Here is a 22612-nt window from a genome sequence, read left to right as displayed (position 1 = left end):
GGACACTCTCCTGCCTCGGCTGACCGTGCGTGCAACGTCGGCCCCGGTCGTCTTCATCCCGGCCGGTTGCCTTAACTGCTGCTGTCAAGATCCTGTTATTCGCATGGCTGGTCTGGATCGGGTCGCACGTCGTAGCACATTGCCGTCATGAACTGGACATACGCCTCTGCGAAACGCTCACCGTTCACCTGCTTGGAGACAAAGCTCCCGCTCCCCGGAGCGTCCGGAAGTTCGGCCGCGACGGCGTTGAGAGCGACAATCGCCGCTGGCGTCCCGTAGATGTAGACAGAATTGATTGCGGAGCGATACTTTAAGTGGGCGGAGATTAAAGAGCGAGCATCGCACCTTACAAGCCCGTCGGACGGTCTCTTAGCGGCAGCCATCTTGCATTCCGCGTCGACCCTGTTTGCCGCGACGGCCAGCTCGTTTGCCGCATCAAGAAACTTTTGGTAAACACCCTCCCTCTTCACTCTCGCTGCCTCCCGCTGCTGATTGCGGATCTCAGCCACTTGCAACTCGCGGTCCTTGTCGTTTGAGAGGGTAGTAGCGATGATACTCGAAGTGGCCGCAAGGATTGCCACGAGAAGACTCGTGAAGGTGGAGACGAAGACGGTCTTCCAATTCACGTCCGAACCTGACTGAGTAACCCCGATTTGACTTTGTGTATCGGCTTCGGGCACAACGGCTCCCAGGAGTGCTTACGCAAAGGAACGGCGAATATTCTGTGAATATACCCTGAGGCCGCAACCCGGCCCGGACCCGGCATCTCACGATGGGACGACCCTTTGGCCCTCAGGCAACCAGCGCGGCCACGTGATCTGCTGTTCCGTGGCGTTCAACCTGGAGGCGCGATCCGCCATCGTCCGTGCTTGTCCGCTAGCGTCCGCACCGATCGTCACTCGGCTGGCGATCGGACGCGGATGCCCTAGAGGTCGAGATCGAGGTGCCCCTCAACCCAGGACAGATACTCCTTGAGCAACTCTTGCAGATCCTGGCCCTGGTGCGTGGCTCGCACCTTTCCAAATGCTCCTCGGTGCTCAAGGCCCGACCGGCCGATGATCTGGAGCGCGGTACGCGGATAAACGGCGGATTTCGCGGCTAGTCGGTCCACCACGTGCTTTTCCAGCACTGTCAGCGCCGCTATTGCCTCGTATGCTTCCTCCGCGCTTGGCCGATACCCAAGGTGGATGACGGCGTTCCGCCGTTTGGCAATCGCGGTTCGCCATGCCCCAATTGGCTGCCGCGGGGTCTGGCTCGACCAATTTCCCCCCAGACGTGGCGACAACACTTTTCCGATTAGGTCTCGCGGCTTCCCCTCGCTTGTTGGCTTGACTATGAACGTTCCGGGCGCTGGGTCGCTGCTAAAGATTTCCGTGGCTTCCCACGTCAGCATCCACGCAACGTTTTTAATGAGCACTTCGGCGGCAGTCGCCGCTTTCAATATGCACTCAACATAGTCGCCGTCAGTTTGCGCCGCGCGCTGGGCTTCCAACCTGAAATGCCCGTAAATCTCGGTCGGGTTTCGAAGCCAACTGGCGATCAGGATCCCGTGTGCTGTCTCAACCTCATCGCATGTCGCAGCAGGAACTGGACGCCAGCCATGCTCAACGACCACTAACTGCTGGGCTTCCATCATGCCACCGGAGTATTCGTCGACAACGAAGTAGGCAGGCCAGACGCGCTCGATAGTGACTTGCGGCGTGTGTGCGCCAGTCGCAAGCCTAAGAGCATTGACAGTATCGCGCAGAAGCGACATGCACTTTTCGTAGTGCGCCCCACCGTTGTCGCCCTCGCGCCAGGGTGCACCAACGGCAGCTACGACTCGCCGGACAGGCAGTGGGTTCAACTCCGAACCGGAGTCCTGCTCTGGTTGTCCGCTTAGCCGACCCAGAGTGCACAACAGGTCTTTGAAGCCGTCAAATAGACGCCCATCTTCACCCTCGAACAGGAATATCTTGCAGACCTCGGCGGCCTCGCAGTTTTCCCCTTCGCAGCTCGGGCTGTCATCTACAAAGCATTCTGGGCCGTGCCGGTAGACCGTCCACCCATCGTCCGGCGCGGGCACCTCGTCTCGAAGCGCGAAGACGTAATGACGCCGTACGACCTGTGCATTTTCCGATCCGATCACCATGACATTCTGCGCCTCTGTCATCCCGTCTGCCATCGACCCGCACTCCTGTGGAGCGGGCCTCCGCCCGGCCCGCCACGTCAAGACGGCCTTGACGGCTCGTACGGACGCTGGCGGGTCGGGCGGTGGTCTGCTCGGCTCGCCCGGGTCAACGGTAGGCGGGATGGCTCCCACCGCCACCACCCACGGACCGCTAGCCGCCGACGGACCCCCGGCCATCCTGGAGCCGGAGCGCCCCCGCCGGAGGCGCAGTAACCCGCAACCCGCCACCCACCCACCCACCCAGCAGCCGCCGACGGGCCCGACGGGCGCTCCCCACGCCGCGCGGGTGTCGGCCGCGCGGCCCGGCCGGCTGCCGGCCCCACCACCCCACCCGACAACGGCCTGTCGTCATCCGGCGGTCCACCGGGCTACACGCCCTCCGCGCCAGCCGCCGGGCGTGTTGCGTGACCGGAGTCGGAGCGCCAGCGCAGCGACGGGCACGCGCCCTGGCGGCGGCGCGTGCGGCCCATCAAGGGCCGCTTTGGCCTCCGTCAGCAGGCGAGGAAGGCCGACCGCGACGAGGCGGGCATCGCCTGGCAGGGCTCGCCGCTGCTGTTCACCACCCGCTACGGGACCCCGGTGAAGCCGCGCAACTTTCAACCATTCCTGGGCCGCCCGCTGCGCCCGTGCCGGGGTCCGGAGGATCACCGTGCACGACGCCCGGCGCACCTGCGCGACCCTGCTCGTCGACCTGGACGTGCACCCGCGCGTCATCATGCAGGTGCTCCGGCACGCGGAGGTGTCGGTGACGATGGAGATCTATTCGCAGGCGTCCTCGGACGCCACCCGCGACGCCCTCAAGCGCCTCGGCGAGAGCCTGCGCTGACCGCTGCTGTACAAAGCACTAGAGGGCACATCCTTCGAAAGGATGTGCCCTCTAACCTCTGTCGGGGTGGCCGGATTCGAACCGACGACCTCTTCGTCCCGAACGAAGCGCGCTACCAAGCTGCGCCACACCCCGAGGCGTGCGGACAAATACTAGCCCACCCGCCCCGATGGTCAAACTCGGTACCCCCACCGCCCCGCCGGGCCCCGGTGCGCCCCCCGGCCGATGTCGTAAACGACTCAGCTCCCTAGCGCTCCGAGCAGCCCTGTCGTCCCGGAGCGGCCGCACCCGGGCCGCTTCCGCGCCCGCCCCGACCGCGCCCGCCGCGCCTCCGCGAAGGGCGGCGGGCACGCCCGGGACGGCGGCCCGAGGCGGCGTACGTCACACTCTCCGCCACCCCGCCGGGGCGGCGGGGAGCGTCAGCGGGGGATCAGGGTGAGGATGCTGGCCTCGGGTCGGCAGGCGAACCGCACCGGGGCGGTCGGATGGGTGCCCAGGCCAGCCGAGACGTGCAGCCAGGCGTCCGACTCCGGCCAGCGGTGCAGGCCCTTCGCCATCGACCGGGGCAGCCCGCAGTTGGTCACCAGCGCCCCGAAGCCCGGCACGCAGACCTGCCCGCCGTGGGTGTGGCCGGCCAGCAGCAGTTCGAAGCCGTCGGCGGCCATCTCGTCGAGCACGGCCGGCTCGGGGGAGTGGGACAGCGCGATCGACAGCTCCGCCGCCGCCGAGACGGGGCCGGCGACGGAGTGGTAGTCGTCCCGCGCGATGTGCGGGTCGTCGACGCCGACCAGCTCGATCAGTCGTCCGCCCGCCTTGAGCGTCGTCCGGGCGTTGTTCAGGTCCGCCCAGCCGGCGCCGGTGAAGACGTCGCGCAGCTCGTCGTACGGCAGCTCGGCGCCCTCGCTGTACTCCCGGTCGGGCAGGAAGTAGCTGAACGGGTTCTTCAGCACCGGCCCGGTGTAGTCGTTCGAGCCGAACACGAAGGCCCCCGGGAAGTCCAGCAGCGGCGCGAGGGCGCGCAGCACGCCGGGCACCGCGCCCGGGTGGGCCATGTTGTCGCCGGTGACGACGACCAGGTCCGGGTCGAGCGCCGCGAGCGACGCCACCCAGTCCTGCTTGCGCCGCTGCTCGGGCATCATGTGCAGGTCCGACAGGTGCAGCACGCGCAGCGGCTCGGTGTCGGCCGGCAGCACCGGCACGTCGAACCGGCGCAGGGTGAACAGGTTGCGCTCGACGAGTGACGCGTACGCCAGGGTTGCCGCCCCGGCCGCGACGGTGCCCATGCCGAGTCGGAATAGTGTGCGCTTTCGCATGCCGTTCAGGGTAGTTTCACCGGTCATGAGCACGCTGAAGGACCGCCTCACCGCCGACATGCGCGCCGCCCTGAAGGCGCGCGACGAGCTGACCACCTCCACCCTGCGGATGGCCCTGGCGGCCGTCGGCACGGCCGAGGTCGCCGGCAAGGCCAAGCGCGAGCTCACCGACGACGAGGTGCTCGCGGTGCTGACCAAGGAGGCGAAGAAGCGGCGCGAGGCCGCGACCGCCTTCGCGGACGCGGGGCGCGCCGAGCAGGCCGCGAAGGAGAGCGCCGAAGGCGAGGTGCTGGACCGGTACCTGCCGAAGCAGCTCTCCGACGACGAGCTGGCCGAGCTGGTCGCGGGGGCGCTCGCCGCCGGCGGCTTCACCGGCAAGGCGCAGATGGGCCCGGCGATGAAGGCGGCCCAGGCCGCGGTGGCCGGCCGGGCCGAGGGGGGCCGGGTGGCCGCCGAGGTACGCCGCCAGCTCGGCCTCTGACGCGGGTGCCGGAGAGCGGGAAAACCGGCGGGGCGGGCCGTCCCACCCGTCGACGACGGCTTCTGACGCGCCTGGCTGTCGTGGGCGTCGTCGGCCTGCTGCTGGTCAGCGGCCCGTGGCTCTGGACGAAGATCGCCGCGCACGGCCACGTGCACGGCGAGGCCGACGCGCCGTCCGCCGACGTCGTCATCGTGCTGGGCACCGAGGTGGCGGCCGACCGGCGTCGCCCCGCCGACCGGCTCGCCGGGCGCCTGGAGACCGCTGCCGCGCTCGTGCGCGACGGGCGGGCCCGGGTGGTCCTCGTGTCCGGCGACGGCGGCGGCGCGTCCGGCGACGAGCCGACGGTGATGACGTCGTACCTGGTCGAACTCGGCGTGGATCCCGGGCGGGTGGTGGCCGACCCGTTCGGGCTGGACACCTACGACAGCTGCGCCCGGGCCCGCGAGGTGTACGGGGTGACGCGGGCGCTGATCGTCACCCAGTCCTACCACCTGTCGCGGGCGGTGACGTTGTGCCGCGGTCTCGGCGTCGACGTGGACGGGGTGGCCGCCCGGTGTGCGGGCTGCCCGGCGGCCCTGCTCGCCGAGAAGGCGGTCCGTGACTACTTCGCCAGCGGGAAGGCGGCGTGGGACGCGGTCAGCGGGCGGCCGCCGGCGGTCCGCTCACCCGTCGACCCCGCCGTCCGGGACGCGCTGGCGCTCGGCTGACCGCCCGGCAGGCGGGCCGACGAGAACGGGCGGGCACCCCCGGTGAGGGGTGCCCGCCCGTCGTCACCTGCGATGCGGGTGCGGCCCGGTCAGCCGTTGCGACCCGGTCGGCCGCCCTGGCCGGGTGGGTTGCCCGGGCCGGGCCCGCCACCGGTGCCGCCGTTGGCCGGCGGGCTGGAGGGGCCGCCGCTGCCACTGCTGACCTCGATGACCACCACGCCGCCCTTGATGGTGCGCCCGTTCGGGCTGGTGCCGGCGGCCTGGCCGGCCGCGCAGCTCGACGGCACCTTGGCCGAGGAGACCACCGGGTCGAAGCCGGCGCCCCGCAGCCGGTCCTTCGCGGTCTCGACGTCCACGCACTTCACGTCGGGGATCGACCGCTGGTCACCCTCCATGATCTTGCCGCTGGGCGGGGTGAACTCGATGCCCTTCTTGCCCTTCATGGCGTCGCGCAGCGTCTCGTACACCGGGGGGTTGATGCCCGTCGGGGTATCGTGGCCCATCTGCTGGTTGGTCTGCGGCCAGTCCGGGTCGGCCATGATGCCGGCGACCGAGTACTGCTTGGTCATCGCGACCAGCGACGAGGTCTTCTCCGAGTCGGTGGTGCCGGACTTGCCGGCCACCGGCTTGCCGACGATGTTCCGCACGTTGCCGGCGGTGGCACCGGTGCACCGGGTGGTGGACGACCGGTCGCCGACGGGGCAGCGGGCCGCGTCCACGGCCGCGCGGGCGACCTGGGTGCTGATTCGCTGCTCGCAGCGCGGGTTGGCGATGTCGAGCTTCTTGCCGTCCGGGCCCTTGATCTCCTGCACCGGGATCGGCTCGCAGTACTTACCGTCGGCCGCGAGGGTCGCGTACGCGTTGGCCAGGTCCAGCGGGGTGGTGGCCGACACGCCGAGGGTGAACGCGCCCCACTGGTGCGCGGCCTCCTTGTTGTTGGCGAAGTCCGCGTCCTCGTTCGAGCGGAACTGGATGCCCAGCTTCTGCGCCGCCTTGACCACGTTCTCCGCGCCGACCTGCTGCTGGAGCGGGACGAAGAAGGTGTTCACCGAGCGGCCGAACGCGCTCCACATGTTGTGCACGCCGGCCATCGACTCGACCGAGTTGGTCGGGCAGTAGTAGGGGCCCTGGCAGGCGGCCGGGCTGCTGGGGTTGATGATGTATTCCGACTTGAACTGCTTCGGCGAGTTGATCGTGTAGCTGAGCGGGATGCCCTTCTCCAGCGCGGCCACGATCGTGAAGATCTTGAACGTCGAGCCGGCCTGGTATCCCTTGATGTCGCCGCCGCCGGAGAGCAGCGGGTTCACCGTGTTGGGGTAGTTGCCCCGGATGCCCTTGCTGCGCTTGCGCGGGTCGCTGTTCAGCTTGTTCTGCGGCTTCTTCGGGTCGTCGATCTTGAAGTTGCGGTTCACCGAGAGCGCGCGGACCCGGCCGGTGCCCGGCTCGACGACCGCGACCATCCGGGCCGCCTTGCTGTTGACGCCCAGGTTCTTGCGGACCGCCTTGTCGGCGCCGTTCTGCGCCTGCACGTCGAGGCTGGTGACGATCGTGTAGCCGCCGCTCTTGAGCCGCCGCTCCCGGTCGTACGAGGTCGAGCCGAAGGTCTCCTGCTGCATCCACCAGCGGTAGAAGTAGTCGCAGAAGAAGCCCCACTCCTTCTTGTTGGTGGCGACGCAGCCGTTCGGGGTGGTCTTGTCCTTGATCACCATCTTGGTGGCCTTGGCCGCCTCGCCCTCCTCCTTGGTGATCGCGCCAGTCTTGACCATGTTGTCGATGACGTAGTTGCGCCGGTCCAGGGCGAGCGGGTACCCGGTCTTGGTGGTCGGGTCGTTCGTGCTCGGGGCCTTCACCATGCCGGCGAGCATGGCCGCTTCCTCGATCTTGAGCTTGCTCGGCGGCTTGCCGAAGTAGACCTGGCTGGCGGCGTAGATGCCGTACGCGCCGTTGCCGAAGGAGGCGAGGTTGAGATAGCGGGTGAGGATCTCGTCCTTGGAGAACTCCTTGTCGACCTGGAGGGCCAGCCGCATCTCGCGCAGCTTGCGGGCGCTGGTGTCCTCGGTCGCGGCGACGACGTCGGCCGGGTGGGTGGCCGAGTAGGCGATGGCCAGCCGGACGTACTGCATCGTCAGCGTCGACGCGCCCTGCTGGGAGTTCGCGCCGGACTGGTTGTTGACGAACGCCCGGGCGACGCCGTTGAGGTCGACGCCGTTGTGCTTGTAGAAGTCGTGATCCTCCGCGGCGATGATCGCCTTCGGCATGTACGGCGACATGTCGCCGAACTTCACGTCGCGCCGGTTCTCGTCGTACATGGTCGCGAGCGGCGTCTTGCCGTCGGAGGCGAGCAGGTAGCTGATCTGCGGCGCGCGGCCCACCGTCAGCTCCTTGGGCAGTGCCCCGAAGGTCTCCGCGCCGGCCTTGGCGGCCAGCCCGGACATCGCCACCGCGGGGAAGGCCGCCGCTGCGACCACCACGCCGGCCAGCAGGCCACAGACGAGCAGCGATGCGGCGTTGGTCAGCACATTATGGTCACGTTTCCGCATCCAGGTCACCTCGACAGGGTACGCGAGTAGGGAACGAGGGGCGCTGGGGCGTCTTTTCCCCATTTCCTGCGCGCGCCGACCTCGTTGTGCTAAACGCACGAGCCCTGGTGCAGGGTTGCGCGGATCCGCGATGAGTCTCCACCGATCGGAGGAGCGGCGCAGCGTTTTCACGTACTGCGGCCGGGTAGACGGGGGCCGAAGGCCCGGGAAGCCGGGAGTGTCCGTAATGATGGATTTTGCCGACAACGTTGCGTAATCATCCAACTACAGAGCATGATGGTTGGGGCGACAGCCACCGTCGTCCGTGCCGCCCTGGGGAGGCCGGCCGGACGACCGGGGGGATTCGACGGCTGGTCGCGCGAAGTCGGTAGGTACTGCAAGGGGGGACGTGTACACATGGGCATGATCACTGACTGGCCGTCACTGGCGGCGTGTCAGAACGGGGACCCGGACGCGCTGTTCGTACAGGGCGCTGAACAGAACGTGGCGAAGCGGATCTGCCGGAGCTGCCCAGTTCGGTACGAGTGCCTGGCCGACGCGCTCGACAACCGGATCGAGTTCGGGGTCTGGGGCGGCATGACCGAGCGGGAACGCCGGGCCCTGCTGCGCCGGCACCCCCAGGTCGCCAGCTGGCGGAAGATGTTCGAGGCGGCCATGAAGAAGAACGCGAAGGACAAGTCCGGTAAGGACAAGGTCCTCGTCCCGACCGGCTGACGGCCGGTCAGGCAGGCCAGGGCCGGCCGATCGCGGGCCGGCTCACGGCCGGCTGATCGCCGCGCCGATCGTCCGCAGCCCGTCGACGTCGTGCACGTCGGCGGGCTGCGCCGTCACCGACACCGCCGGCACCTGCGGGAACGCCTCGGTGAACCGGGCCGCCACCCGCTGCTCGCGCTGCGCCTGCTGGACCAGCGCGGCGTGCGCCCGCAGCACGTCGACCGTGCCGTCGTGCCCGCCGGCCTCGGCCAGCCGCTGCGCGGCGGCCAGGCACGCCTCGGCGTCCAGCGCCGGCACCGTCGGCTCGTGCACCCGGTTGAGCACCAGCCCGGCCAGCGGCATCCGCTCGGAGTGCAGCCGACCGGCGAAGTAGGCCGCCTCCCGGACCGCGTCGGGCTCCGGGGCCGCGACCAGCAGGAAGGCCGTCTCCCGCGCCTGGAGGATCCGGTACGTCTGCTCGGCCCGCTGCCGGAAGCCGCCGAACATCGAGTCCAGCGCCGCCACGAAGCCGGACAGGTCGGTGAGCAGCTGCGCGCCGAGCACCTTCTGCACCACCTTCGAGAACATCCCGAAGCTCGCGGTGACGAGGCTGAACATGCTGCGGCCCCCGCTGCGCGCCGGTGCCAGCAGCAGCCGCAGCATCCGGCCGTCGAGGAACCGGGAGAGCCGGGCCGGGGCGTCCAGGAAGTCCAGCGCCGAGCGGGACGGCGGGGTGTCCACCACGATCAGGTCCCACTCGCCCCGGGCGTGCAGCTGGCCCAGCTTCTCCATCGCCATGTATTCCTGCGTGCCGGCGAACGTGGAGCTCATCGCCTGGTAGAACGGGTTGGCGAAGATCTCCTGCGCCTTCGCCGGGTCGGTGTGCTGGAGCACCACGTCGTCGAACGTGCGCTTCATGTCCAGCATCATGGCGTGCAGCTCGCCGCCGCTGGCCTCGACGTCGATGCCCTTGACCTGGCGGGGCGTGTTGTCCAGCTCGGTCAGGCCCAGCGACTGGGCCAGCCGGCGGGCCGGGTCGATGGTGAGCACCACCGTGCGCCGGCCGTGCTGCTCGGCGGCGCGCAACGCGAGCGCGGCGGCGGTGGTCGTCTTGCCCACCCCGCCCGCCCCGCAGCACACCACGATCCGCACGCCCGGGTCGGCGAGGATCTGGTCGACGTCCAGCTGCGGCGCCGCGGCTTCGGAAGGCACCAATCGAGCGTATCGGGCTGAGCGCGGTCTCCGCGCCGTGCCGGCCGCCAGTGTGAGTCAATCCGCCCGCACGAGCGCCCGGGACAGCTCCGCCAGCCCCGCCCGGTCCACCCCGCCGGGCAGCAGCGGCAGCTCGGTCAGGGGCAGCCCCAGCTCGGCGAGGTCGCCGCGCAGCGAGTCCTCCAGCTCCCGGCGGACCCGCTGGTCCCGGGCCTCGGCGGCGAGCCCGGCGACGGTGTCCCGGTCGGCCGGCAGCCCGGCGGCGGCCAGGCCACGCCGCAGCTCGGCGGCGGTCACCGGCCGGCCGGCGGGCAGCGGGGGACGGGCCGCGTTGACGATCACCCGCCCCACCGGGAAGCCGAGCTGGGTCAGCTCGGCGACGGCGTCCACCGTCTCCTGGACCGGCATCTCCTCCAGCAGCGTCACCACGTGCACCGCGGTCATCGGGGAGCGCAGCAGCGCGGCGACCCCCTCGCTCTGGGTCTTGATCGGGCCGACCTTGGCCAGCCGGGCCGTCTCCGCCGTGACGTTGAGGAACCGGCCGATCCGCCCGGTCGGCGGCGCGTCGAGCACCACCGCGTCGTACGCCCGGCGTTGCCCGGCCTTGCGGGTCGTCGCCTCCTTGACCTTGCCGGTGAGCAGCACGTCCCGCAGGCCGGGGGCGATGGTGGTGGCGAAGTCGATCGCGCCGAGCTTGCGCAGCGCCCGGCCGGCCGCGCCGAGCTTGTAGAACATGTCGAGGTATTCCAGCAGGGCCTCCTCGGCGTCCACCGCGAGGGCCCGGACCTCCCCGCCGCCGGGGGCGTCGGTGAGGTGCCGCTCGGCGTACGGCAGCGGGTCGGTGCCGAACAGCTGGGCGATGCCCTGCCGCCCCTCGACCTCGACCAGCAGGGTGCGCCGACCGTCGGCGGCCAGCGCCAAGGCCAGCGCCGCCGCCACGCTGGTCTTGCCGGTGCCGCCCTTGCCGGTCACGACGTTCAGGCGCGCCGGCCACTGCGTGGGGGCCGGGTCGGCCGGCCGCTCAGCTGCTCGCACCCGTCGAGCCTATCCACCCGGCGGGTGCCCCTCGGTCGGGTCGTCCGGTCAGGCGATCTCGCAGACCCACCAGCCGGTCTTCTGCACCACCGTGAAGCGGAGATCCTGGTCGGCGACCTTCTCGTCGGAGGTCGTCATGGTCACCCTGGTGGTGACGGTGGCCCGGTCGCCGGTCTGGTTGTCCACCTTCGGGCTGGTCCAGCGGAACCGGGCGTCCGAGTACTGCTCGGCGTACCGCTTCAGCTCCGTGACCTTGGCGGTGATCTTCCGGTCGTCGCGGGCGGCGGCGCAGACGTAGCCGGCCGCCTTGCGGGCGTCCCGCTCCCGGTAGACGGCGGTGAGGAAGTTCTCCACGGCGACCGCCGGCTCCTTCGCGCCCTCGCCGTTCTCCGTGCTGCGCAGCGTGAAGAACGCGGCGGCACCGCCGCCGCCGCAGAGCAGCAGCGCCAGGACCGCCACGATCGAGGCGACGAGCACGCCCCGCCGCTGCTTCGGCGCGACCGGGGCATGGTAGGGCGGGTATCCCGGTGGGGGTGGCGGGATCGCGCCTGCCCCCGGGCCCGACGGGCCGCCGAAGGGGGTGGGCTGGGCGCCGAACGGCGCGGGTCCGGCCGGGGCGCCGAACGGGCCGGTGCCGGGCGGGGCGGGGGAGACCGGCCCGACGGGTGGGCCGGGCGTGTGGTCGCCGGAGGGCGGACCGCTGGGCGATCCGGTGGCGCCGCCGTTGGGCGGTTGGGTCATGTCGGTCCCCCGGGGGTGCGGCACGTCGTCGTCCCGGTGGGACGCGAGCGCTGGACGAGCGAAGGCGGGTGCGGAGGCGGCCGGGCCCGCGTGACCCGTCCGACGGGAAGGGTAACGGTGAACCCGGCCCAGGGTGGGGCCCCGGGCGGCCCGACCGACACGTCGATCACGGAAGCGCGTTCGGCGCCATCCGGTACCGGACCGCAATCTGTCGCATATGTGACTTTCGGTGCCCGATCATGCGCGTCCCGTTGTCCCTGTCCGAAAACGGTCCTACGTTCGTGCCGACGCGGGGGCGGATCGGCGGATGGCCCGAGCCGGATGGTGACGACGTGATCAGGTGCGAGGCCCGGAGGCAGTAATGCGCGACACCGACAACATCTCCCGAGCCCAGTTCCCGCCGCAGACCGGTTGCGCCCGGCGCGCCGGGGCCGGCCCCGCCGGCGAGGACGGCCCGGTCACCGGCCTGCCGTTCAACGAGCGTTCCTACCGCCGGCTCACCGACCCGGGGGAGATGCTGCGCACGCTCAGCCGGCCCGCCGAGCGCCCCCGCGACGAGGAGGAGACCGGCTACGTCATCCACCTGCCGATCCGGGTGCCCGACCTGGCGACGGCGACCGCGCTGGCCGGGCGCGTGGCGGTCTCGCTCGGCTTCCTGCCCGAGCTGGACGCCGGGGAGACCACCGTCTCGACGGCCGACGACCAGAACAACCGGCACCGGGTCTTCTGCGACCTGCTGCTGCCGGACCGGTCGCGCTGCCCCCAGCGGTACGACCACGAGGGCCCCTGCGGCGAGCCGCCGATCGCCCCGGAGCAGCGTCCCGCGCCGGGCGGTCCCGCCGGATCGTAGGCTGGGGCCGAAACAGTCGCCGCCTCCTAGGGAGCCCCGCACCGATGCAGAAGTGGGAATACTCGACCGTCCCGCTGCTGGTCCACGCGACCAAGCAGATCCTCGACAACTGGGGCGAGGACGGCTGGGAACTCGTCTCCGTGGTCCCCGGTCCCAACCCGGAGCAGCTCGTCGCGTACCTCAAGCGGCCGAAGGCGTGAGCGGCGTGGGCAACGGGCCGCACGCGAAGCTCGCCGAGCTCGGGCTGACGCTGCCCGAGGTGGTGCCCCCGGTGGCCAGCTACGTGCCGGCCGTGCAGTCCGGGCAGCACGTCTTTGTCTCCGGTCAGCTCCCGATGGCCGACGGCAAGCTGCTGGCCACCGGCAAGGTCGGCGCGGGGGTCTCCGCCGAGCAGGCCAAGGACCTGGCGCAGCGGTGCGCGCTGAACGGCCTCGCCGCCGTCGACGCGCTGGTCGGCCTGGAGAACGTGGTCAAGGTCGTCAAGGTGACCGGCTTCGTGGCGAGCGCCCCCGGCTTCACCGGCCAGCCCGGCGTGATCAACGGCGCGTCCGACCTGTTCGGCGCGGTCTTCGGCGAGGCGGGCCGGCACGCCCGTTCCGCGGTGGGCGTCTCGGAACTCCCGCTGGACGCCCCGGTAGAGGTCGAGCTGATCGTCGAGGTCGCCTGACCCGCACCCCCACCCCCGCGATCTTGCACTTCGGGCCCGGGCGAAAGCCGCGTAGAGGCACGAAACCCGGGCCGCAAGTGCAAGATCGCGGGGAGTGGCGGGGGGAGTCGTACGATCGCTGGCATGACCGGGCACATCACGGCGGCCGTGGCCGCGCTGGCTGACGAGCTGCCGGGATGGGTGACCCTGCTGCGGGCACCGAACCCGGGGCCGATGACCCTCGACGGCACCAACACCTGGGTGCTGCGGGCCGGGCCCGGCGAACCCGCGCTGGTCGTCGACCCGGGGCCCGCCGACGACGGGCACCTGGCGGCGATCGCCGCCCACGCCCCGGTCGCCACGGTGCTGATCACCCACGGGCACCCCGACCACACCGAGGGCTCGCCCCGGCTGCGCGAGCTGCTCGGCGGAGCGCCCGTGCGGGCCGTCGACCCGGCACACAGCCACGGCGGTCCGCCGCTGGCCGCCGACGCCGTCCTGCACGCCGCCGGCCTCACCGTGCGGGCGCTGCCCGCCCCCGGGCACACCGCCGACTCCGTCTGCTTCCTCGTCGAGCGCGGCGACGAGCGGGTCGTGCTCACCGGCGACACCATCCTCGGGCGGGGCACCACCGTCGTCGCCCACCCCGACGGGCAGCTCGGGGCATACCTCGACAGCCTGGAGCTGCTCTCGACGTACCGGGGGATCCCGGCGCTGCCCGGCCACGGCCCGGCGCTGGCCGACTGCGGCGTCGCCGCCGAGTTCTACCTCGCCCACCGCCGCGCCCGGCTCGACCAGGTGCGGCAGGCGGTCGCCGAGGGCGCGCGGACCGCGCCCGAGGTGGTGGCCCGGGTGTACGCGGACGTCGACCGGTCGCTGTGGTGGGCGGCCGAGTGGTCGGTCCGCGCGCAGCTGGACTACCTGGGGGTGCCCCCCGAACCGGCGGACCGGCCGTGACCTGCCCCGTCTGCGGGACGGTCGCCGTACCGGGGGCCCGGTTCTGCCACAACTGCGGAGCCGCGCTGCCGGCCGCCGCCACGCTGCCCGCCGCCGAACGGCGGGTCGTCACCGTGCTCTTCGGCGACCTGTCCGACTTCACCTCCTGGTCGGAGGACCTCGACCCGGAACGCGTCGGCGCGGTCACCGACCGGGTGCTCGCCGCCCTCGCCGGGGCCGTCAAGACATTCGGCGGGCACGTCGACAAGCTCACCGGCGACGGGATCATGGCCGTCTTCGGCGCGCCCGTCGCCCACGAGGACGACGCCGAGCGGGCCGTCCGCGCCGCCCTGTCCATGCAGCGGGCCGTGCGCCGGGTGCTCGACGACGAGCGGGGCGGCGGCGCGCCGCTCGGCCTGCGCGTCGGCCTCAACACCGGCGACGTGATCGCCGGCATCCAGGCCGCCATCGAATACACCGTCATCGGCGACACCGTGAACACCGCCGCCCGGCTCGCCGACGCCGCCGCCGTCGGCGCCGTCTACGCCGGGGCGCGCACCTCCGCCGCCACCCGGCACGTGGCGTCCTGGCGGGCACTGCGCCCGCTGCGGCTCAAGGGCAAGCGGGAACCCGTCGAGGCGTACGAGCTGCTCGGCCTCCTCGACGCCCCCGGCACCCGCTCCGGCCTCGGCGACGAGGCGCCGTTCGTCGGCCGGGAGACCGAGATCGGCCGGGTCGCCGGCCGGCTCGCCGAGGTCATCGACCGGGGTGAGCCCCGGGTGCTGCTGATGACCGCCGAGGCCGGCATCGGCAAGTCCCGGTTCGCCGCCGAGGTCGAACGCCTCGCCGCCGGCTACGACGTCGGCGCCGGCCGGTACGCCGCGCACACCGGCGCCCGGGTGCTCTCCGTGCGCTGCGCCGCGTTCGGCGAACGCCGCCGGCTCGCACCCCTCGCCGACCTGGTCCGCGCCGCCGTCGGCCTGCCCAACGACGCGGCCACCGCGCTGACCCGGCCCGCCGTCGAGGAGCGGCTGCGCCGGCTCAACCAGCGCATCGGCCGGCTCGGCGACGACGCCCCGCCGGTCGCCGCCGACCAGCTGCTGGCCCTGCTCGGGTACGCCGACCTGCCCGCCGGCAGCCCGGCCGACCAGGGCGAGTGGGGCGGCGGCGCGCAGCAGCCCGCCGACGTCGACGCCGTGCCCAACGCGGTCGCCGACCTGCTCAGCGCCCTGGCCGCCGAGGCGCCGCTGGTGGTGCTCGTCGACGACCTGCACGACGCCACCACCGAGACGATCCGCGCCCTCGGGGTCGCCCTGTCCCGCATCGCCGGCCCGGTGCTGGTGCTGCTGCTCGGCCGCCCCGAGCTGGTCCGCACCGCCGGCGCGCTGACCCGGGTCGCCGACGCCGAGGTGCACGCCCTGCCCCCGCTGCGCGGCGCCGACGCGGCCCGGCTGCTCACCAGCTATCTCGGCGGCGGGAAGCTGCCGCAGCCCGACGCCGACCGGCTGCTCGCCACCGCCCAGGGCAACCCGTTCTACCTCGCCGAGCTGGTCACCCTGCTCATGGAGCGGGGCGCGCTGACCGCCGTGGCCGACCGGTCCGCCCCGGCCAACTCCGGCTGGCGGCTCGCCCCCGGCTCGCTGGGCAGCCGGCTGCTCTCCCGCGACCTCGCCGCCGTGCTCGCCGCGCGCATCGACGCGCTGCCGCCGGACGCCCGGTCGGTGCTGCGCGACGCCGCCGTCGTCGGCGACACCGTGCCCGACGGCGCGCTGGAGGCGCTGCGCGAACAGCGCGCCGGGCGGGACGGCCGACCGGCCGCCGTGGTCGCCGTCGAACTGGACCGGGCCGTCGAGGAATTGCTGCAACGCCGGATGCTGCACCGCACCCGCACCGGGTACGCGTTCGCCACCCCGCTGATGCGGGAGGCCGCGTACTCCGGGGTGAGCAAGGCCGAGCTGGCCGAGCGGCACGCGGCGCTGGCCCGGTGGGCCGCCCCCGACGGGTCGGCCGCGCCGGGCGGGTTCACCGACACCGCCCGGGACGCGTTCGTCGCCGAGCACGTCGAGCGGGCCGCCGCGCTCGCCGACGCCGTCAAGCTGCGCCCGGACGCGCCGGCCCGCACCGTCGCGCCGCTGGGCGTGGCCGCGCTGGGCCGGGCCGCCCGCCGGTCCCTGCAGGCCGGGGAGCCGGCCGCCGCCGTCGAGTACGCCGAACGCGCCGCCGAGCTGGCCCGCGACGGGCTGCCCGCCGCCGACCGGGTGGTGCACGCCCGCGCGCTGCTCCAGGTCGGCCGGCCCGGTGACGCGCTCGCCTACGCGGAGAAGATCGCCGCCAACGCCGGGGACGACGCGGGCACCCGGGCCAGCGCCCTGCTGCTCGCCGGGCAGGCCCACCAGACCCTCGGCGACCAGGGCCGGGCCGTGGCCTGCTGGCAGGAGGCGTTGCAGGTGGCCGGCGTCGGCGGGCTGCCCAACCTGCGCGCCTCGGCGATGCGCCGGCTCGGCATGGCCGACTTCATCGCCGGCCGGCTCGGCCAGGCCAGCAGCCGGCTCGCCGCGTCGTACCAGGTCAGCCTCACCGCGCAGGACCGGCGGGGGCAGGCGTGGTCGTTGCAGAACCTGGCCTGGGTCACCACCACCCGCGGCGACTTCGCCGGCACCGACGCGGTGCTGAGCCGGGCCGCCCGCCTCTTCGCCGAGCTGAAGGACCCGTACGGGCGGGCGTGGCTGCGCGGCACCACCGCGTTCGCCCGGCTGCTCGCCGGCCGGCTGCGCGAGGCACGCCGGCTGGCGCGGGTCTTCCTGCCGTTCGGGGAGCGGGTCGGCGAGGCGTGGGCCGTCGGCACGCTGCGCGCCGTCGAGGCGTTCGCCGGGGCGGAGCTGGGCGAGCTGAGCGAGGCCGACGGGGCGGCCCGCCGGGCGTACCGGGACTTCGCCGAGGTCTCCGACGACTGGGGGCGGGGCTTCGCCCTGGTGGCGCGGGGGGTGGTCGCCCGAGGGCTGGGCGAGCCGGAGCACGCCGCCGACCTGCTCGCCGACGCCATGTCGTACGCCGAGCGGACCTCGCATCCGCTGCTCACCGGGATGGCCGGCACGCTGCGCGGCTTCGTGGCGCTGGACCTGGGCGACTGCGAGACCGCCGAACGGTCGGCGCGGGCCGTGCTGACCGCCGTCGAGCCGCACAACCCGCAGGCCCCCGCGCAGGTGGGCCCCCGGGTGCTGCTGGCGACCGCCCGGCTCGCCGCCGGTGACCCGGCAACCGCCGTGGGGCTGCTCGCCCCGGTGGCCACCGCCGCCGCGAACGCGCCCTCGCTGCTGTTCTCCCGCCAGCAGACCATGGCCCGGTACGCTTCCGCGCTGCTCGCCCACGGCCAGCTCGACCAGGCGCTGGACTGGGCGCACCGGGCCATGGCCGTCCCCGCCGAGGACGTGCGCAGCCAGGTGATCGCCGTGAGCGTGCTGGCCGAGGCGCTGGCCGCCTGCGGGCGTCCCGCCGAGGCGCTGGCCCGGGCCGAGGAGGCGGTGCGCCTGGCGTACGCGACGGAGCAGCGCAGCGAGCGGCTCGCGGCGGACGCGCTGCGCGTGCGCCTGCAGGGGTAAGGAGGGGCCCCTTGTTAACGCATACGGTAGAGAAGGGCCCCCTTCTCACGGGCGAGCGGCGGGGCGTGGCGGGGCGACTCTGTCGGTTCCGCCGATGCGGGTGTCGGCGGTAGCGACTACGGTGGCATCCCATGAGGCGGTCCACTGTGGGGCCGCCGTGCCCGTCCCCGGGAGGCGTGATGAGGCTGCCCCGCTCCAGTGCCGGCTGGACGATCGCGGTCTTCGGCGTCCTGGCGCTGCTGATGGGCGCGCTCGGGTTGCTCTGGCCGGAGGCGCAGCTGCGCATGCTCGGCTTCGAGGTGCCGCAGAGCCGGGCCGCCGGGGACTACACCGGCACGTTCCTGACGGCGTCGGCGATGGCGTCGTTCAACATGGGGGTCTACTACCTGCTGGCCACGGCCACCGAGTGGCGGGCCTTCTACCGGTTCACGGTCGTCTTCCGGCTGGTCACGTTCACCGTCTTCACCATCGTGGTGCTCGCCGACGTCGCGCCGGGGCGGTTCTTCATGGTGGCGCTCTGGGAGGGCCTGGGCGCGGTCGCCACCGCCGTGGCGCTGCACCTGGACGCCCGCCGTGCGGCGGCTACCGAGTCGGGCGGGTCGGCGGGCGCCGAGGCCGGTGCCGAGTCGGGCGTATCGGACGCGGCGGAGCCCGGGCGGCAGGTGCCGGCGGCGGCGGACAGCGGGCGTCCGACAGCCGCGTCGGCGGACGGCGCCTCCCGGTCTGCGGGCGCGGACCGCTGAGTCACCGGACCGGTTAGGTATTTTCGAGCAGTGACCGACACCCCGCCCGGCGCCCTGCGGCTGCCCATCGTGCCTGGTCTGACCGATCTGGAGGTATTTGCCCGGGGAGGGTACGCCACCGTCTACCGGGCCACCCAGATCTCCGTCGGGCGGGAGGTCGCGGTCAAGGTCGAGAACCGCACCCTGGACAACGAGCGGGACCAGGCCCGGTTCCTGCGCGAGGCGCGGGCCGCCGGGAGGATGTCGTCCCACCCACACGTGGTGGACCTCTTCGACGTCGGCGTCACCGTCGACCGGCACCCCTACCTGATCATGGAGCTGTGCGACGGGTCGTACGCCGAACGGATGCGCACCTCGCCCCTGGGCCCGGCGGAGACCCGGGACCTCGGCGTCAAGATCGCCGACGCGCTGGCCCACTCGCACGCCAACGGCGTCCTGCACCGCGACGTCAAGCCGGCGAACATCCTGCACTCCCACTTCAACCCGGCGGTGCTGGCCGACTTCGGGCTCGCGGTGCTGGCCGAGGTGCGCGACCCGACGGTGACCCTGGAGGTGCTCACCCCGGCCTACGCGCCGCCGGAGATGTTCAACCACAGCCCGCCGTCGCCGGCCGTCGACGTCTACTCGCTCTGCGCCACCCTCTACGCCGTCATGTTCGGCCGGCCGCCCCGCTGGCACTCCGAGCGCAGCCCCAGCCTCGTCACCGTGCTGGAGATGTTCCACCAGCCGATCCCCGGGCTGCCCGGGGTGCCCGAGGAGCTGATCGACGTGCTGCGGGCCGGCATGTCCAACGACCCGGGGGCCCGCCCGTCCGCCATCGAGCTGCGCGGCCTGCTCGCCGCCCTGCCGCTGGACCCGGTCAGCGCGCCCGTCAGCGGCGCCCCGGTCTCCGGGGGCCCCACGTCCGGCGGCCCGACGGGCACCACCACCGGTAGCCCGTCCACGTCCGGGGGCCTCTACGGCACCAGCCAGCCCGGCGTCACCGGCGGCCCGTCCACCTCCGGCGGCCTCTACGGCACCGGCCAGCCGGGCCGCGCCGCCCCGCGTCCTTCGGTGGGGCACGACCATCCCACCGAGCCGGTGACGTCCGGCCGTCGGTGGCGGCGGCGCTGGTTCCTCGGCGGCGCCGGGGCACTCGCGCTGGCCGCCTCGGCGAGCGCCGGGGCCTGGGTGGCCGACAGCGCGCCGGCCACACCGACGCCCACCCCCGTCGTCACGGTGGGCGGCACGACGACCGCCAGCAGGTGGGGGGCCCTGCCGGGCTGCGTCTCCGGGTCGGCGGGCCCGGCCGAGCTGCCGTCGGGCGCGCGGTGCGTCGCCGAGTTGCAGTGCTACGGGCCGATGCGGGTGCGCGGCACCCGGGCGGACGCGCCCCGGCTGCCCTGCGACGGCCGGCACACGTGGGAGGCCTACGCCGAGGGTGAGCTGCCCGCCGCCCTGGTCGACGCCGCGCACGACGAGGTGGCCGCCGACCCGCAGGTGCGCCAGGTGTGCAGCCCGGTGACGTTCCGGCTGACCAGCGGGATCGCGTACACCAGCGGTTGGCGGCTGGAGGTGCTGCCGCCGGCGGCGGACGGCCCGGACCGGACGTTCCGGTGCCTGGCCGGGCGCGGCGTCGACGGGCTGTACGAGCCCACCCTCACCGGTCGCTGAACCCGCTCGCGCCCTGGCGGCGTTCCCGCATGGCCCGCAGGTCGCGGCTGTCCAGCGCCTCCAGGGTGTCGGCGTCGACGTCGCTGAGCCGGGCCACGGGCTGCCCCGACCACTGCGCCGGTTCGTCGCCCCCGCGTTCGCGGGCCTCCTCGCGGCGGTGCCGCCCCTCCGTCACCGACACCCCGGCGATCATCACGAGCAGGACGCAGAGCAGGGCGAGCACCACCGCCACGATGCTGCGCGGCTGCCACCAGACCAGCGCCACCAGCAGGGCGACCGCCGCCAGCGACGCGGCCACCGCCACGACGGGCACGTCGGGCCGAGGGATTCGGGTCACCCGTCAAGGATGGCGGAGCCGGCCGTCCTGTCAACCGCCGCCCCCCGGTCACCGGCCCTGCGGGGGCCGCCCGCCCCGCTGGCCCGTCCGAGCTGCCGACGCCCACCCGTCCCGGCGGCGCTCGCTCCCCAGTGGATGGATGAGGGGAAGCGTCGAAGCGGCGAAATTCGTTACATCAGTCGGGGAAATGACCCTTTACTAGGCATTTTGCGGGCGGTGTTCGTTGGCCTCGGTCCCTAGAGTGACGGGGTCGGGGATGCCCCGACACGTCCCGTTCCCCACCGGAAGGCAGCCGAATGCCACGCACAACCCGGTCTCTCGCCGCAGCAGGAATCGCGGGGATCGTCCTCGCCGGAACGGCCGTCGCGCCGGCCGGCGCGGCACCGACCACCGCCGGCTTCGGTCGTCCGGCCACCTCGGACCGGACCGACCCCGTCGAGGCCAGGCGCGTCGACAGCGTGCCGACGCCGAAGCTCGACTGGTACGCCTGCTACGGCACCGCCGAGTGCGCCACCGTGCAGCTCCCGCTCGACTACGACAAGCCGAAGGGCGCCACCACCGAGGTGGCCGTGCTGCGGGTCAAGGCGCGCGACCAGAAAAACCGGATCGGCAGCCTCTTCGTCAACCCGGGCGGCCCCGGAGGCTCCGGCACCGACCTGGCGCTCGCCGCGCCGTACTTCCTCGGCGACGACCTGCTCGACCGGTTCGACATCGTCGGCGTCGACCCGCGCGGCGTCGCCGCCAGCGAGAACGTCAGGTGCTTCCCGTCGGTCAAGGAGCAGACCAAGGCGTACGCCGGGCTGAACGTGGCCTTCCCGTGGACGAAGGCCGAGGAGCAGGCGTACGTCGCCTCGTCGAAGGCGATCGGCAAGGCGTGCTCCAGCACCGGCAAGCCGCTCACCGGTGCCATGTCGACGGCCGAGGTCGCCCGGGACATGGAGGTGCTGCGCCGGGCCGTCGGCGACCAGAAGCTGAGCTACCTCGGCTTCAGCTACGGCACCGCCCTCGGGCAGTACTACGCCAACATGTTCCCCGACCGGGTCCGGGCCGTCGTCGTCGACGGCGTGCTCAACCCGAACGCGTGGGTGGGGCAGGGCAAGGCCCGCAACCAGCTCCAGGAGACCCGGCTGGCCAGCGCCGACGGCGCGTACGCGGCGCTGCGGGAGATCCTGAAGCGCTGCGCCTCCGCCGGCCCGCAGGCCTGCCCGCTCGCCGCCGGTGACCCCGTCGCCGCCGTCGAGACCGTGGCGAAGCGGCTGCGCAAGAAGCCGCTGGTGATCGAGGACCCGGACACCGGGGAGACGTACCCGGTCAGCTACGCCGACTACGTCGGCGCGATGCTCAACGGGCTCTACTCGCCCTACGGCTACTCGGACATCGTCGGCATCACCGCCGACCTGCTGGTGCTCACCGAGCCGGCGACGGCCACGGCGGCCCGCCGCGCCGAGGCCCGCACGGCGCTCGCCCACCGCGCCGCCACCGCCGCGACCCAGCAGGCCCGCCGCGGGTACGACTTCCCCTACAACAACAGCCTGGAGACCTTCCTCGGGGTCGACTGCACCGACGCGTACCACCCGAAGGACGCCGGCTCGTGGCCGGCGCTGGCCGCGAAGGAGGACGCGCGGGCGCCCTACTTCGGCCGGCTCTGGGCCTGGGCCACCTCGCCGTGCGCCCGCAACACGTGGACGGTGCGCGACGACGACGCCTACACGGGGTCGTTCGACAAGCGCACCAGCGCACCGGTGCTGGTGGTCGGCAACTACTGGGACCCGGCGACCAACTACCAGGGCGCGGTCACCTCGGCGGCGCTGCTGCCGAACAGCCGCCTGCTCAGCAGCGACAACTGGGGCCACACCGCGTACGGCACCTCGGCGTGCGCGACCGGCGCCATCGAGGCGTACCTGATCAAGGGGACGCTGCCGGCCAAGGGCAAGGTCTGCGTCGGCGACGTCCAGCCCTTCGCCGAGCCGGCCGCCGGTGCGGCCGGCGACCGGGTGGCCGCGACCAAGGACGACCTGGCCCGGCGGGTCGCGCCGGCCCGGGGCGAGCCGAAGCGGCTGCCCCCGGTGGTCGCCCCGCTGCCGGCGGTCGGCACGCTGACCGTCCGCTGAGGACACCCGGGGGCACGGC

The 22612-nt window shown here is 72.9% G+C and carries 18 protein-coding genes, 1 tRNA gene and 2 pseudogenes; 12 read left to right on the top strand and 9 right to left on the bottom strand.

The window, feature by feature from the left end; genetic code table 11:
- Nucleotides 1-95: 95 nt before the first annotated feature.
- A complete protein-coding gene (locus tag ACVMYR_RS14725) occupies nucleotides 96-626 on the bottom strand; it encodes a hypothetical protein (RefSeq protein ID WP_457122014.1) in 531 nt (176 codons plus the stop codon).
- A gap of 299 nt (nucleotides 627-925) precedes the next feature.
- Nucleotides 926-2164: a hypothetical protein gene (locus ACVMYR_RS14720; RefSeq protein ID WP_457122013.1), complete on the bottom strand. Its 1239-nt coding sequence runs from the start codon at nucleotides 2162-2164 to the stop codon at nucleotides 926-928.
- Between the two features lie 492 nt (nucleotides 2165-2656).
- Between ACVMYR_RS14720 and ACVMYR_RS14715 the strand changes: the two are divergent.
- Nucleotides 2657-2996: pseudogene (locus tag ACVMYR_RS14715) on the top strand (tyrosine-type recombinase/integrase); the annotation flags it as partial.
- Between the two features lie 61 nt (nucleotides 2997-3057).
- Here ACVMYR_RS14715 and ACVMYR_RS14710 read toward each other — a convergent pair.
- Both ACVMYR_RS14710 and ACVMYR_RS14705 read right to left on the bottom strand, forming a co-directional pair.
- A tRNA-Pro gene (locus ACVMYR_RS14710) sits at nucleotides 3058-3131 on the bottom strand.
- Between the two features lie 284 nt (nucleotides 3132-3415).
- Nucleotides 3416-4309, bottom strand: a complete 894-nt coding sequence (locus ACVMYR_RS14705) for a metallophosphoesterase (RefSeq protein WP_457122012.1) — start codon at nucleotides 4307-4309, stop codon at nucleotides 3416-3418.
- 25 nt (nucleotides 4310-4334) lie between these two features.
- Between ACVMYR_RS14705 and ACVMYR_RS14700 the strand changes: the two genes are divergently transcribed.
- On the top strand, nucleotides 4335-4790 hold the full coding sequence (locus tag ACVMYR_RS14700; RefSeq protein ID WP_074472220.1) for a GatB/YqeY domain-containing protein: 456 nt from the start codon (nucleotides 4335-4337) through the stop codon (nucleotides 4788-4790).
- 80 nt (nucleotides 4791-4870) lie between these two features.
- A complete protein-coding gene (locus ACVMYR_RS14695) occupies nucleotides 4871-5497 on the top strand; it encodes a SanA/YdcF family protein (protein ID WP_229404874.1) in 627 nt (208 codons plus the stop codon).
- 89 nt (nucleotides 5498-5586) lie between these two features.
- On the opposite strand, the gene ACVMYR_RS14690 is transcribed toward ACVMYR_RS14695, so the two are convergent.
- The gene (locus ACVMYR_RS14690) at nucleotides 5587-8037 is read right to left on the bottom strand and encodes a penicillin-binding protein (RefSeq protein WP_457122059.1); all 2451 of its coding nucleotides are present in this window, start codon (nucleotides 8035-8037) and stop codon (nucleotides 5587-5589) included.
- Nucleotides 8038-8433: 396 nt separating this feature from the next.
- On the opposite strand from ACVMYR_RS14690, the gene ACVMYR_RS14685 reads away from it, so the two are divergent.
- Nucleotides 8434-8751 carry a WhiB family transcriptional regulator gene (locus ACVMYR_RS14685; protein WP_043964926.1) on the top strand — a complete coding sequence of 106 codons (318 nt, stop codon included), beginning with the start codon at nucleotides 8434-8436 and terminating at the stop codon, nucleotides 8749-8751.
- Nucleotides 8752-8793: 42 nt separating this feature from the next.
- Here the strand turns inward: ACVMYR_RS14685 and ACVMYR_RS14680 are convergent, their stop codons facing one another.
- From ACVMYR_RS14680 to ACVMYR_RS14670, 3 genes are read right to left on the bottom strand one after another with little or no spacing between them, the layout of a single operon-like run.
- The gene (locus tag ACVMYR_RS14680) at nucleotides 8794-9945 is read right to left on the bottom strand and encodes an ArsA family ATPase (RefSeq protein ID WP_176734170.1); all 1152 of its coding nucleotides are present in this window, start codon (nucleotides 9943-9945) and stop codon (nucleotides 8794-8796) included.
- A 54-nt stretch (nucleotides 9946-9999) separates the two neighbouring features.
- Entirely contained in the window at nucleotides 10000-10977 is a 978-nt protein-coding gene (locus ACVMYR_RS14675; RefSeq protein WP_077937986.1) for an ArsA-related P-loop ATPase, read from the bottom strand.
- A gap of 48 nt (nucleotides 10978-11025) precedes the next feature.
- Nucleotides 11026-11718 carry an Rv0361 family membrane protein gene (locus tag ACVMYR_RS14670; RefSeq protein WP_396789588.1) on the bottom strand — a complete coding sequence of 231 codons (693 nt, stop codon included), beginning with the start codon at nucleotides 11716-11718 and terminating at the stop codon, nucleotides 11026-11028.
- A 361-nt stretch (nucleotides 11719-12079) separates the two neighbouring features.
- On the opposite strand from ACVMYR_RS14670, the gene ACVMYR_RS14665 reads away from it, so the two are divergent.
- The 7 genes and pseudogenes from ACVMYR_RS14665 (at nucleotide 12080) to ACVMYR_RS14635 (ending at nucleotide 20145) form a co-directional block, all read left to right on the top strand.
- Complete coding sequence (locus tag ACVMYR_RS14665; protein ID WP_043964934.1) at nucleotides 12080-12568, top strand: hypothetical protein; 489 nt, start codon at nucleotides 12080-12082, stop codon at nucleotides 12566-12568.
- Between the two features lie 44 nt (nucleotides 12569-12612).
- Nucleotides 12613-12768, top strand: a complete 156-nt coding sequence (locus ACVMYR_RS14660; RefSeq protein ID WP_018222171.1) for a DUF4177 domain-containing protein — start codon at nucleotides 12613-12615, stop codon at nucleotides 12766-12768.
- 5 nt (nucleotides 12769-12773) lie between these two features.
- Entirely contained in the window at nucleotides 12774-13235 is a 462-nt protein-coding gene (locus ACVMYR_RS14655) for a RidA family protein (protein ID WP_043966380.1), read from the top strand.
- Nucleotides 13236-13358: 123 nt separating this feature from the next.
- Nucleotides 13359-14171 carry an MBL fold metallo-hydrolase gene (locus ACVMYR_RS14650; protein ID WP_457122011.1) on the top strand — a complete coding sequence of 271 codons (813 nt, stop codon included), beginning with the start codon at nucleotides 13359-13361 and terminating at the stop codon, nucleotides 14169-14171.
- Nucleotides 14168-17749, top strand: coding sequence for an adenylate/guanylate cyclase domain-containing protein (locus tag ACVMYR_RS14645; RefSeq protein ID WP_457122010.1), 3582 nt, complete (start codon nucleotides 14168-14170; stop codon nucleotides 17747-17749). The genes ACVMYR_RS14650 and ACVMYR_RS14645 overlap by 4 nt, the downstream gene beginning before the upstream one ends.
- 179 nt (nucleotides 17750-17928) lie before the next feature.
- A pseudogene (locus ACVMYR_RS14640) lies at nucleotides 17929-18384 on the top strand (hypothetical protein); the annotation flags it as partial.
- Between the two features lie 138 nt (nucleotides 18385-18522).
- The gene (locus ACVMYR_RS14635) at nucleotides 18523-20145 is read left to right on the top strand and encodes a serine/threonine-protein kinase (RefSeq protein WP_457122009.1); all 1623 of its coding nucleotides are present in this window, start codon (nucleotides 18523-18525) and stop codon (nucleotides 20143-20145) included.
- On the opposite strand, the gene ACVMYR_RS14630 is transcribed toward ACVMYR_RS14635, so the two are convergent.
- The gene (locus ACVMYR_RS14630) at nucleotides 20132-20482 is read right to left on the bottom strand and encodes a hypothetical protein (protein WP_141722195.1); all 351 of its coding nucleotides are present in this window, start codon (nucleotides 20480-20482) and stop codon (nucleotides 20132-20134) included. The genes ACVMYR_RS14635 and ACVMYR_RS14630 overlap by 14 nt on opposite strands.
- Before the next feature lie 296 nt (nucleotides 20483-20778).
- Here ACVMYR_RS14630 and ACVMYR_RS14625 point away from each other — a divergent pair, with 296 nt between their 5' ends.
- Complete coding sequence (locus ACVMYR_RS14625) at nucleotides 20779-22593, top strand: alpha/beta hydrolase (protein ID WP_457122008.1); 1815 nt, start codon at nucleotides 20779-20781, stop codon at nucleotides 22591-22593.
- Nucleotides 22594-22612 lie beyond the last annotated feature (19 nt).

This window comes from Micromonospora sp. PTRAS2, assembly GCF_054052245.1.
The sequence above is the reverse complement of the archived record's forward strand: the minus strand, read 5'-3'. Positions and strand labels throughout refer to the sequence as shown.